The 12,100-nt window shown below is 62.1% G+C and carries 9 protein-coding genes; 6 read left to right on the plus strand and 3 right to left on the minus strand.

Annotation, left to right across the window (positions count from 1 at the left end; all coding sequences use genetic code 11):
• Nucleotides 1-89 precede the first annotated feature (89 nt).
• Nucleotides 90-1,796 carry an adenylate/guanylate cyclase domain-containing protein gene (locus AB5K84_RS32870; RefSeq protein WP_051000275.1) on the plus strand — a complete coding sequence of 569 codons (1,707 nt, stop codon included), beginning with the start codon at nucleotides 90-92 and terminating at the stop codon, nucleotides 1,794-1,796.
• 535 nt (nucleotides 1,797-2,331) lie between these two features.
• Here the strand turns inward: AB5K84_RS32870 and AB5K84_RS32875 are convergent.
• Entirely contained in the window at nucleotides 2,332-2,694 is a 363-nt protein-coding gene (locus tag AB5K84_RS32875; protein ID WP_038965801.1) for a hypothetical protein, read from the minus strand.
• Between the two features lie 621 nt (nucleotides 2,695-3,315).
• Here AB5K84_RS32875 and AB5K84_RS32880 point away from each other — a divergent pair.
• From AB5K84_RS32880 to AB5K84_RS32895, 4 genes are all read left to right on the plus strand, one after another.
• The gene (locus tag AB5K84_RS32880) at nucleotides 3,316-4,461 is read left to right on the plus strand and encodes a fructose-1,6-bisphosphatase (RefSeq protein WP_011085635.1); all 1,146 of its coding nucleotides are present in this window, start codon (nucleotides 3,316-3,318) and stop codon (nucleotides 4,459-4,461) included.
• Between the two features lie 89 nt (nucleotides 4,462-4,550).
• Complete coding sequence (locus tag AB5K84_RS32885; protein WP_441232713.1) at nucleotides 4,551-4,850, plus strand: 6-phosphofructokinase; 300 nt, start codon at nucleotides 4,551-4,553, stop codon at nucleotides 4,848-4,850.
• Nucleotides 4,851-4,914: 64 nt separating this feature from the next.
• Nucleotides 4,915-5,736 (plus strand): 6-phosphofructokinase, encoded by an 822-nt coding sequence (locus AB5K84_RS32890; RefSeq protein WP_441232714.1) that lies wholly within the window; start codon nucleotides 4,915-4,917, stop codon nucleotides 5,734-5,736.
• A 304-nt stretch (nucleotides 5,737-6,040) separates the two neighbouring features.
• Nucleotides 6,041-7,714 carry a Spy/CpxP family protein refolding chaperone gene (locus AB5K84_RS32895; RefSeq protein WP_261340605.1) on the plus strand — a complete coding sequence of 558 codons (1,674 nt, stop codon included), beginning with the start codon at nucleotides 6,041-6,043 and terminating at the stop codon, nucleotides 7,712-7,714.
• Nucleotides 7,715-7,861: 147 nt separating this feature from the next.
• Here the strand turns inward: AB5K84_RS32895 and AB5K84_RS32900 are convergent, their stop codons facing one another.
• Nucleotides 7,862-9,583, minus strand: coding sequence for a SulP family inorganic anion transporter (locus tag AB5K84_RS32900; RefSeq protein WP_011085632.1), 1,722 nt, complete (start codon nucleotides 9,581-9,583; stop codon nucleotides 7,862-7,864).
• Nucleotides 9,584-10,096: 513 nt separating this feature from the next.
• Complete coding sequence (locus AB5K84_RS32905) at nucleotides 10,097-10,333, minus strand: hypothetical protein (RefSeq protein WP_011085631.1); 237 nt, start codon at nucleotides 10,331-10,333, stop codon at nucleotides 10,097-10,099.
• Between the two features lie 963 nt (nucleotides 10,334-11,296).
• Between AB5K84_RS32905 and AB5K84_RS32910 the strand changes: the two genes are divergently transcribed.
• Complete coding sequence (locus tag AB5K84_RS32910; RefSeq protein WP_011085629.1) at nucleotides 11,297-12,052, plus strand: hypothetical protein; 756 nt, start codon at nucleotides 11,297-11,299, stop codon at nucleotides 12,050-12,052.
• Nucleotides 12,053-12,100: the final 48 nt, after the last annotated feature.

Here is a 12,100-nt window from a genome sequence, read left to right on the forward strand (position 1 = left end):
GAGGGCGTTGCTTTAGGATTAGATGAGTTGCGGACTGCATGTCCGCCCGGTCTTCGCTTTTTGCTCACCCGTGGCGGCGATGGCTAACCATGACGATTCGTAAGAAAATCTTTCTGCTTGCAGGCATTCTGCTGGCAATTTTCGGCGCAGTCGTCGGCGTTCTCGGCTTCGCGCAAAAGCTCGACAGCGATCAGCTCGGGAACATCACCGAATATGAGCTGCCGTTATCGCGCATGGTTTCTGAATTCGATGTCCTTACCGATAGATACGAGCTCGAAGTCTTGCGTGTCCTGATATCCGATCGAGCCGATGCTGGAACGGAGCGGACGGCGATGGCCGCAGTGCGGGCAACGGCCGACGAGCTGCGCGATACCGTCAAGACAGGTGAAGCCTTGCTCCACAAAGCAACCGGCGACCCCGGCTACGACACTGAGGATCGCGTCGACCTGGCTCGCATGGCCGGCGTCCTCAAGTACATGGGCCGTAGTCTGGAAGACTTCCTCGCCGTGAGGGACGCCACGCTTGCGGCTATCTCGGAGGGACGTCGCGACGAGGCCCGGACCATTTCGCGCGGATTTGCCAAATTCGCCCTGGCGTTCGGCCCCGATCTCTCGCAGATTCGACGTGAGCTTGCCGATCTGACCGACCGGTCGACCCGCAGGGTTCTCGCGAGGCAGCGGTTGAACACCTATTTGAGCCTTGCCCTTTTCGTTGCGGCATGCGGCATCGGTCTGGGCGTTAGCGCCATCGGATCGACACGCGTGGTCTCCGGTCTGCGTCAGCTTGTCGCAACCACGAAGGCGCTTGAACTGGGCACGAACGCCGAGCCGGTTTTGATAGCCACCCGCGACGAGGTCGGCGAGCTGGCACTCTCGTTCAACCGGATGGTCGACGAGTTGCGCGCGCGAGACCGCGTCAAGGACACCTTCGGAAAATTCGTCGATCCCAGGCTCGTCAGCCGGCTGATCGCCAGTGGCGCGGATCAGGCCGAACGGCGCAGCCTCACCATCTTCTTTTCCGACATCAAGCAGTTTACGGGCATCAGCGAGCAGCTAACCGCCAGCGCCGTCGTTCACCTCTTGAACAACTATTTCGGCGCGGTGGCCAATGTCATTCACGGCCATCGTGGGATCATCGACAAATACATCGGGGACGCCGTCATGGCGTTCTGGGTGCCGCCGTTTTCAAACGGAGACGAACATGCAAGCGATGCTTGCCGAGCGGCGCTGGAGCAGCAGGACGCGATTGCCGCTCTGCGAGAGCAAGTACCGGAGATCACTGGAATGCGGCGCAACGCACCGGAGCTGGTGATCCGGATGGGTATTGCCACCGGCGAAGCCGTGATTGGCACCATCGGCTCGGATTCCGCTCGTTCTTACACCGTTATCGGCGACAGCGTAAACCTTGCCTCGCGCCTCGAGGGCATGAACAAGATCTACGGAACCCTCATCATCATCAGCGAGGAGACTTTCCGGCTCGCACAAGGCGCGATTGAAGCGCGCGAAATCGACACCATCACGGTCGCCGGAAAAACCGAGCCGGTGCGAATTTATGAGTTGATGGGTCGCGCCGGCGAGCTCGAATCCACGCGGGACGAATTGCGGGTGTTGTTCGCGCAAGGACTTGCCGCATATCGCAGCCGGAACTGGTCTACTGCGCAGACGGCGTTCGAAAGCTGCCTGTGCAAGATCCCCGACGACGGTCCGACGCGCGTCTTTCTGGAACGAATCGCGCATTTGGGTCACGCGCCTCCGGCCGCGGACTGGGACGGTGTCTGGCGTCACGTTGAGAAATAAGTGAGCGGACCGTAACCAGCCATTTGTCCGCTCCGAGTCCTTCCCTGACGAGTCCGGGATCTGCTCAAAAATCTGGCGCGCGGGCCGGTCACTTCGCATCGTCGGCGGCTAAGCGCAGGCCCGTCAAGTAGAACTCTCGATGCTCAGGACTGCGCCAATGCGTGGCGCGCGGCACGACGGGATGGGTGCGACGCACTTCCTGATGCGAAGACGGCACAAGGTTGCGACCGAGATGGCGCTCAATGTGCTCGCCTACAATATGAAACGCGTAATAGCGATCTTGGGTTGCCGAACGCTGCTGGAAGCGATGCAGGCGTAGGGGAGTTTGTATCGGAGCCAACTCTAGCCGCGAAACCGATCCCGGGCCCCTCGACCTGCCAGTCGACAAAAGGGTTATCACACAGCCTGGGCCAGAAGCGGTCATCAGCTGGCAGACAAGCGCCTGCCTGCCTCCATGCTGGCCCACTCAGAACGAGAGCTACTCTCCGGCATGAAACAGGCGGCCCGTTGGGGCCGCCTGATCAGAGCGGATGACCTATTGGCAGAGATGCCGGAGACCGTCAGCACCCTTGAAATAGGTGCCGGGCTTGCAGACGATGCCGTTGCGGGCAGCATACGTATTCCAGTTGCCGTGCCAGCCCATCTCGCCGGACATGGCGTAGGAATTGCCCCAGCTGCCGACGGTAGCGGCCGCCGCCGCCGGCTGGCGATACGCCGAGCGCCGAGTTGATTGCCGATGGACGCCGGTGGGGGTACCCCCAGTTCCAAGACCCGTGCAACTCGCGAATTCAGCTTGGCATTCGTCAGGATTGGAAAGGGCCGCCTGCGCCAGTGCAGCAGAGCTGGACAGGGCGGATGCCGCAATCACGACTGCGGCAAGAACCTTTAGATTCATCATGGCTTGCTCCTTGCAGTTGGACCGTGGCGCAAGATGCCACGTCTGGCAGTCGCCTATCGACGCTTGCGAGCCTGACTGTGCCACTTCGGCGGAAATTGCACCGCCAGGATTGGGACGGCTTTGGGTCAATCGCGTCACTTTGACCGCGCGCCGCTCACTTCCGATCTTCCCCGACTGGCGGACTTCTGCGGGAGACATCGAAAACCACGCTGGATGCTGCCTATTGGGCAGAATGCCGCAAACGCTGTTTGATCTAGATCAAGGGTCAAGAGCGCGCTTTTGGGGGTGTTAGCTCGCTGCAAGGCGATAGTCGAAAAAGCTGGGCTTCACCCTCAGGTTCTCGGGTCTTCCACTTTTTGATGATGGGTCTGCGCGTGGTTACATTGACGCGCTGGGCGAGGTGGCAAACGCCCGAAACGTTGGCTTCGGGTCCAGAACCGGACTCGTGCAGCGCAGCAAGTAGTGACGCATGGTCCTAAGGCAAAACTCGGCATGATCCCGGCAACCGGATGAACGGGTGCGTGGAACCTATCGGAGCGACGGACGTTTTTGTCCGCGAATGAGCAGCGCCGTGCCCGGCGCAGCCGGAGGCGCTGAGCTGCGCTGATCGGAGAAACGCTCATGAGACTCACTCTTTCAGTCATCAAAGCTGACGTTGGCTCCGTTGGCGGGCATACGAAACCGTCTTCACGCATGATGGCGACTGTCGAGGGCGAGGTTGCCAAGGCGATCTGCAATGGTCTGCTGATCGACGGTTTCATCTGCCACACCGGCGACGACATTGCGATCATCATGACGCACACACGGGGCGAAGGAAGCTCCGAGGTCCATCAACTCGCCTGGAAGACGTTCCTCGCGGCCACCTCGGTCGCGAAAACCTCCGGGCTCTATGGCGCTGGCCAGGATCTTCTCGCCGACGCGCCTTCCGGGAACATTCGCGGCGCCGGCCCAGGCGTCGCCGAGCTCAGCTTCGACCACAGCCTCTCCGGCGCGCGACCCGCGGAGTCCTTTATGGTGTTCGCGGCCGACAAATGCGGCCCCGGCGCCTACAACCTGCCGCTCTATCTCGCCTTTGCCGACCCCATGTACTGCGCGGGGCTGATGCTGCCTCCGATGATCAAGGGATTCCGTTTCCATGTCATCGACATGGACAACACAGCCGGCGACAGCCTCCTCGAGCTCGACGCACCCGACGACAGCTACCACATTGCCGCCCTGCTTCGCGACAACGAGCGCTTCGGCATCGATCGCATCATTTCTCGAACCCATGGCGAGGTCGTCGTGGCCGTTTCGGCACAGCGCCTCCACGCAATCGCAGGCAAGTACACCGGCAAGGATGATCCAGTCGCGATCGTCAGGAACCAGGGGATCTTCCCAGCTCCGGAGGAAATAATCTCGCCGTTCGCCAAAGCGCACTTCGTGGGCGGCGATGCACGCGGCTCGCATGTGATGCCGCTCATGCCGGTGCCACTCAACACGCCCGTTACCGGCATGTACTGCCTGCCGATCGTTTCTTGCGTCGGCTTTTCGATCGACAGGGAAGGCCGCTTTGCCGAATCCTACACCGATTTCTTCGACAACCCGGCATGGGATGAGGTCCGCCGGCGTGCCCAGCGCAAGGCCATCGAGATGCGCAGCCAAGGCTGGTCCGGCGCCGCCATGCTACCCTATTCCGAACTGGAATATGGCGGCTTCCGCGACACCGTGTCCGGACTGCTGAAGCGTTTTCGACTGCGCGACGACCGCAAGCCGGAAGCGGCCGAGTAGCGGCCGCCTCCAATCACAGCTGGAGCGATGTTCACCGTTCAATCGACAGATGCAGGCGCTATGACGACATGCCGATCCGGGAGGTGGATATGGCAAGAAAACGCATCGGCATTCTCACGGGCGGTGGCGACGTCGCCGGCCTCAATGCAGTCATCAAGAGCGTGACTTATCGCGGCAGTGAGGACGACATCGAGGTTGTCGGTCTGCGCCGTGGTTGGGAGGCCCTCACGCACCTGAACCTCGACGACCCAAACAGCAGGTCCCACTACGTCATCCCGCTGAACCGTGAAAACACGCGAACCATCGACCGGCGCGGCGGCACCGTGCTGCACGAGCCGCGTCAATCCCTCCAAAATACAAAAGCTGCCCGGTCATCTCGTCGGCAATGAGGTTCCGGTCTCGCTGAGCACCAACGGCGGCATCGCGACAAAGACATGGGACCTCACCAGCCGGGTGCTCGCTAACCTTTCGGGACTTGGCATCGAACACCTGATCGCCATCGGTGGCGACGACACGCTCAGTTATGCGGCCAAGCTCAACGAACTCGGCGTCAAGATCATCGCCATCCCGAAGACGATGGATAATGACGTCCGCAACACCGAGTACTGCATCGGCTTCTCGACCGCGATCACCCGCGCCAGCGATGCCATCCAGCGGCAGCGCACCACCGTCGGCTCGCATGAGCGAATTGGCATTTTCCGCGTCTTTGGTCGCGATGCCGGATTTACGGCACTCTACACCGCGTATGCGACCTCGATACGATGCCTCATACCGGAGCATAAGGTCGACCTCGACAAGCTGATCCAGTTGCTCATCGAGGACAAGCGCGCCAATCCAAGCAACTACGCGCTGATCGTGCTCAGCGAGGGAGCTCAGTGGGAAGGCTACAAGCTGCGGGAATACGGCGAGCCTGACGCCTACGGTCACCGCAAGAAGGCCAACGTGGCGGAATCGCTTGCCGACGAGATCAAGCAGCGCACCGGCGAGGAGACGATCACCTCCGATCTCACCTACGATCTGCGATCGGGCGATCCGGACTTCATCGACAAGCTTGTGGCCCTGACTTTCGGTAACATGGCCTACGATGCCATGCTGGAAAGCAAGACCGGCCTCATGTCGGCGCTGGTCGAGGGCCGCTACGACCTCGTGCCCATCCCTGACGCCAAGCTCGGTCCGCGCAAATTGGACGTTGCGAGCAGCTACAACACGGAGCGCTACCGCCCCATCTACGCCAACAAGCAGGGGCTGCCGATCTTTCTCAACCGCGCGTCTTAGCGTGCCGGAAGCTGCCTGCGTCGGAAGATCGCAATGCCGGCCGCGGCCGACAACGAACGATTCCGCTACCCGTGCGTTGAAAGTCGTGGGCGATTACGAGCTGGGAGCGACGATCATGCGTCCGCGTGGCGTTTGCCTGAGGGCCTTTCTGGTTGGTGTCTCGGTGCTGGCGACGAGCGTCGGCGCGTCCGCCCAGGGACTCGGCCAGGGACACGGAAGAGGTGGACCACCGGGTCCGGCCGCAGCGCCGGCGGCCCGGCCGGCACCACCACCTGCCATGGCACGTCCGGCGGCGCCCCCAGCCATGGCGCGTCCCGCCGCGCCGGCATTCCATCCCCCGGCCATGCCGCAGCGCCCGGCCATGGCGCCACATCCCGCGCCGCACATCGCCTCACCACCGCCGCGCCCGACGCCCCACTTCGCTGCACCGCCGCAGCGGGTCGCCCCGCACGTGGCAGCGCCGCGGCCTGAATTCCATCGCGCGCCGGCAGCGCCGCAACGTCCGGCCATGGCACCGCGGCCGACGCCGCATATTGCCGCCCCGTCCGGCCCAGGCGCAGCGCCGGCCGTGAGCGAGCGGCTGTCGCGACGGGAGCAGATCGACCAGCGCGCGCAACAGCATCAGCAACAGATCCAGCAGCGCCAGCAGATGGTGCAGCAGCGGCAGCGCGAGGTGCTGTCGCGCCAGACCGCCGAGCGCCAGACCCGCATCGATCGCCTGCAGCAGCGCGTGCAGCAATTGCAGTCGCAAAAGCCAGAGGGCGCGCGGGCGCAACGCGAGCAGCAACGGATGCTCCAGACGCAGAACCGCCTGCTGCAGCGCGAGCAGCGCACGCAGCAGACGGATCTGGCGCGCCAGCAGCGGCTGGGACTGCAGGCTCCCACTGCAGCCGCTACGGCAACCGCAGCGGCGGCCGCCGCGCGAGCCGCCGAGCGCGGGCGGTTTGCCGAGCGCTTCCGCGAGCAGGCCTCTGCGCAAACCCAGGCGGCCCTCGTCGCCCGCCAGAGCGGCTGGGCGCCCCGGCAGGCCTGGCGACACCGCCATCCCGCGGTGTTCGTGGCGTGGCTTGGGCCCGTGTTCTGGCCTTACGCCTATTCCGACATTTTTGACTACACGTTCTGGTCCTATGCCTACGAGCCGGGCTATTGGGCGTACGCCTATGACGACTTCGTCGACACCGTGTTCTGGGGTGGTGACAGCCCCTACGCCGCCTATGCCAGCATCAACCCGTACGACTATCCGCAAGCCGGCGGCGGCTCCCGCGCGCGCCAGCGCGCCAGCGTGAGCCCGCAAACGCTGCAGCAATTGTGCGGCACACCGGACAAGGGCGTCACCGCCTGGCCGCTTGCCGATATCGCGCGGGCGGTGCGGCCGACGCCGGAGCAACGCGCGCTGCTCGACCAATTGAAGACCGCGGCTGCCAACGCTGCCGGTGTGTTCAAGGACTCCTGCGCGGACACTTACGCACTAACTCCGCCCGGCCGCTTGCGCGCAATGATGAACCGCGTCAGCGCGACGCTGGAAGCGGTCAAGATCGTGCGCCCGGCACTGGAGAATTTTTACAACTCGCTCAGTGACGAGCAGCAGGCCCGCTTCAACGCGCTCGGCCCCAATGTCGGCGACCGCTCGCCGCCGCAGCAGCAAGCCAGTGGAGAGGGATGCGGCGATCCGAAGTCCGGCCTGACCCAGCTGCCGATCCAGAGGATCGAGGCTGTGCTCCACCCCGCGGGCAAGCAGAAGGAGGCGCTCGACCGCCTCAGCGAGGCGACGGCGAAGGGCGTTGAGGGCCTGCAGGCGGCCTGCCCGAACGATGTGCCGCTGACGCCGGTCGGACGGCTGGAGGCGATGCAGCGCCGGCTTGAGGCCATGCTGGCGGCCGCCAAGCTGGTCGAACCTGCCCTCGACGAGTTCTACGCCACGCTGAGCAGCGAGCAGAAGGCGCGCTTCAACACGCTGCAACAGATCGCAGGCCCGTGAGGGCAGCGTCGCGGGAGCTACACGTCCTGTGCCGCTCGATGCAGGTGCGCACCTTTACTGATTGCGCGCTTTGCAAAAAGCATATTCGCATTAGGGCCGGAATCGGGGGTCAATCGGCGTGTGTATTCAAGCCCGGCATGCCACTTCCTAACGTTTGGCTTGGTCCTCCCAGTCCTCCCACTCTACACCATTGATTTCCAGGTAACTGGAAACGGCTGCGCCAATGGTTGGGAAGAAATATTGCTCGCCAAGCTGCGAGAACAGTCCAAATCTCTTCAGCTTGTCTTTGACTGGATCTTTCAGCTCGGCAAAGCAGAACTCGATACCCTGCGCGTGCAACGCCTCGTCCAATTCGGCGATTGTATCGCCGGCGGAGACGTCCACGCTGGTGACAGGCTCCGCCGCAACGACCAGCCAGCGTACGGGCGTCGGCGATTTCGCCACGGCGTCCAGTACGCGCTCTTTGAAGAATTCGGCGTTGGCGAAGAACAGCGGCGCATCCCACCGAAACAGGACCAGCCCGGGGATTTGGCGTGCATCCGGATATCTTGTGATGTCGTGATAGCCTTTGACGCCATGGGCGCGACCCAACACGGCGGAGTGTGGGCGCCAACCGTCCCACAAGAACTCGGCGATGGCGATTGCTATTGCCAGACCAATTCCTGGGATCACTCCGAGCACCGCCACGCCGACAAAGCAGACCATCGATAGCCAAAACTCCCACTGCTGAATCCGATAGATTCGCTTGAGGTCGGTGACCTCAAACAAGCCGATCGCCGCGGCGATTACGACGGCCGCCAATGCAGCGGTGGGCAAATGCTGAAGGAGGTTTGGCGCCACCAGCAGAAGGATGGCGATGGCAAGCGCGCCGACGACTGAGGTTAGCTGGGTACGGGCGCCGGCCGCCTCTGCAACGGGAGTGCGCGAAGCGCTGCTGCTGATCGGGAAGCCCTGAAAAAAGCCGGTTGCCAGATTGGCCGCGCCAAGCCCCACCATCTCCTGGTTGGGATCGACATGAGTGCCCAATCGTGCGGCGTAGGCGCGCGAAAGCACGCTGGTGTCAGCGAATGATACCAGCGCGATTGCGCAGCCGCCGACCAGTACCGGCACGATATCGCCGTAGGTGATCCAGGGGATCGCGAAACCCGGCAGGCCCTGCGGAAGAGGACCCAAAACCGCCACGCCGTAACGGGTCCCAAGATCAAGCACGCCGACGATAGCGGTCGCCCCGACTACCGCAATCAGAATGCCTGGCAGCCGCTTGCTGTTCCGGAGCAGCAGGATGACCGTCAGCGTGCCGAGCCCGATCCCGAATGCGATCCAGTTTGTCTTGCCTTCAAGGATTGCATCGGCGATCGCCCATAGGCTTCGTAAAGGTCCTTCGCTCTCGATCGAGAAGCCGAAGAGCTTTGGCAGTTGGCTGATCAAAACGGTCAATGCAATTCCGTTCATATAGCCGTATCGTATCGGCTTGGAGAGCAGCTCGGTGACAAAACCCAAGCGCGCGATGCCGGCCAGAATGCATACCGTCCCCGAAACGATCGCCATCATCGCAGCGAGCGTCGCGGCGCGAAGAGGATCGCCGCCAGACAGTGGGACGACAACGCCGAGGATGACGGCTGCCAGCGCCGAGTCAGGTCCCAGCACGAGGATGCGGCTGGGGCCAAACAACGCGTAGACCAACAGCGGCACGATCGTTGCGTACAGACCGGCGATGCCAGGCAAGCCCGATGCTGTCGCGTAGGCAATTCCAACCGGGACCAGCATCGTCGCCAGGACGAGTCCGGCGAAGATATCGCGCGGAAGCCACGCCGCCTCATATCGGCGGAGGGTTTCGATTGCCGGCAGCCAATCGATCCAATGCTTCATTGGGGGTCACTTCCAGATCCGGCCAGGCTCGTTGGCAACGCACACATTGGCCGCGATTGGCCCAGCTGGAAGCCAGTCTAGGCTGTTGCGTCTCTCGGCAAGTGGAAAAATGTCACATCCCCGCTCATTCGCTCCAATGTTGCCAGCGGCATGTCCGTTTTGGGGGCACCCGCGACCGGGTCGATCCAGCGGCAAGTCCGACCAATGTCCGTTCTGCCGCTGAAAGCGGAAGTCAATTCAGAGGGGCCATGCTGAGGGCCGCAAAGTGGTCGAGCCCACCCTGGGCGAGTTCTATGCCACGCTGAGCAGCGAGCAGAAGGCGCACTTCAACACGCTGCAACAGGTCGCAGGCCCATGAGGGCGGCGTCGTATTCTCTCGCTGCAATCGCGCAGCGGCCGAACGATGTGGGGTAACGTAATCACCCAGCTTCGAAGCTCGACGAGAACACGCGAGTCCGGGCCGCGGCTCCCTGCGAGACGGCACGGGATGCAGCCGACAGCCGCGTTCCGACCTCACGCGGCGGGAATCGTCTTCTGCCCAGCCTCATCCGTTTTTGTGATCGCTTGAGACCGCTCCATCTCGTCCGAGCCAGCGGCGTTGCATTGCTGGAAGTAGGAAGACAACTCGAGATCGGCCAGGTGATCCCAGTATTCTGCTTCTGCGAGCAGCTTCCATTTGTTCATGCTGTTGTATGCGGCCTGTTGACGGCACAGCGAACCCATCGCACGCAAGCGTTGCACCTTCTCCACTGCGAACCTCCTTCGCGCGCTTGTTTGTTTACAGGCGCATTTGTGTTGTCACAGCTTTGCAGATTGAATTGACGAGTGATAGTCCGGTGTTTGACGGTCAATCGATGACAGCGCAATCGTCTGACTTTTCGCGAAATAGTCGAGCCGAACGACGCGGGCATTGGCGGCAGCAAGGGGCGCTGGGCAGAATGACAGCGCGTCCGGCGGCCCCCCAGAGGCCTACGTCGCCGGTGCATTCCATTTCAGGACTGAAATCTTAATTGTGAGCGGCCTTCCCTGGATGATGGTTAACTTGCAATTAGACCGGGCCGGACAAAGTTTGATCCCGAAACTATTTTGGCCCGGCACATTGGACTGCAAGACCGCCTTCCGGCGGTCTTTCCTTTCGCCGCAACGAAACGGGTCCCAGGCTGGACCACGCCGGCTCGGCAAAGGTCGCCAGTCTTGCACGCCGATCACAACAATGGCCCCGACAACAATGGCCCCGACGGATGACACGTCGGGGCCATTCAAGATCATCAGGCGTGGGTACATCCGCCGAGCCTGCTGATCGTTGATGCCACCGATTACCACATCCGATCTGGCACATACTGCGGCGAGGCTGCGGCATCGGGGTGATGACATTCTGCCTGAAAGCTGATGGCTGTCCACCTCATCATTGGTGGTACTCCCAGCTCGCTGACCAACACGAGCTGCAGCTCGATCTCCGCTGCCGTCGCGGTACGCACCTTCCGCTCCGTTATCGCTACCCTGGTGCGCTCAAGCCCCTCCGCAAGAAGTGCACCCACGCTGACCTATATTGAGTTCGTCATCCCGCGTCATCGTCGCTGAACCTTTGCGGGATTTCCGGGACCAAACTCTATAGGCTGCAAGAACGACGGCTTTTCTGCTGTGAACCGGCCCGACCATTGTGAAGTGACAGTTTGATTTTTTGGCGCTGCATTAGCGCAAGAGGGGTCCGTTATGGACCGAACAGCTGGCAAGAACGTCAGTTGCCGTGCCATACAGTGTCATTCGCCAGGATGGCGCCGCTGCGGCATTCTCATTGTTGCGATGCTCTGTACCGCATGCACTCTCCTGTTTGCGAGCGAAGCCAGAGCTCAATGCACGGCGCGAGATGTCCTGCAGAACCAACTAAGGCTCAAGAAAGCTCCGTCAGCTGACAGGCCGCAAATCCCGATTGAATCCGCCGTCGATGTTCCCGTGTGGAAGACGATCACAATCGGGACGTTTGCAAATTTCTTTGCCCTCAGTAACGCAATGGATGCGGTAGGTTGCGGTATCGGAAACTCGGCCGGCGAAATTCTCGCACGACCGACCTTTACTCTTCGCGACACGAAAACAAGCGTAAAGCTTTTTGCGGTCTCGGCAGCCGAACTCGGCTTTAAGACCGATACCGCGTCGCTGGCGGACATTTATGCCCGCGCCAAGCAGCTGGGTTTCGGACTCGCGGCCGCAGAAGTCGGGCCACAGCTGAGGCTGCAATATTTTGACCAGCCGATCGGCGAATTTCTCATCATCGGAATGGAGCCGATCAGGACGTGGAAGGGCGCCCCCGTCATCTTGAATGTAGCCAATGGCGGAGCGGGACTCATTCTCATCGGCCAGGATGGCAGCGCCGACGCACAGATCTCCGTGGTATCCCGCTTTGTATTTGTGCGGACCAATGAAGGCGCACCTGCCGAGGAGCAGGAGGCCGTAGCACTAGTCGGTCGCTGAATTTCCTGGTGTGCGCAGCGGCCTCGACTTGCGGGCACAGAGCTCAGG

It is taken from the genome of Bradyrhizobium sp. 1200_D9_N1_1 (assembly GCF_052075915.1).
GTDB lineage: Bacteria > Pseudomonadota > Alphaproteobacteria > Rhizobiales > Xanthobacteraceae > Bradyrhizobium > Bradyrhizobium diazoefficiens.

Coding starts and splice junctions, on each gene's coding strand:
- AB5K84_RS32900 (WP_011085632.1), bottom strand. CDS start 9,583: ATGAAGCATTGGATCGATTGGCTGCCGGCAATCGAAACCCTCCGCCGA.
- AB5K84_RS32895 (WP_261340605.1), top strand. CDS start 6,041: ATGGCGCGTCCCGCCGCGCCGGCATTCCATCCCCCGGCCATGCCGCAG.
- AB5K84_RS32870 (WP_051000275.1), top strand. CDS start 90: ATGACGATTCGTAAGAAAATCTTTCTGCTTGCAGGCATTCTGCTGGCA.
- AB5K84_RS32885 (WP_441232713.1), top strand. CDS start 4,551: ATGGCAAGAAAACGCATCGGCATTCTCACGGGCGGTGGCGACGTCGCC.
- AB5K84_RS32910 (WP_011085629.1), top strand. CDS start 11,297: ATGGACCGAACAGCTGGCAAGAACGTCAGTTGCCGTGCCATACAGTGT.
- AB5K84_RS32880 (WP_011085635.1), top strand. CDS start 3,316: ATGAGACTCACTCTTTCAGTCATCAAAGCTGACGTTGGCTCCGTTGGC.
- AB5K84_RS32875 (WP_038965801.1), bottom strand. CDS start 2,694: ATGATGAATCTAAAGGTTCTTGCCGCAGTCGTGATTGCGGCATCCGCC.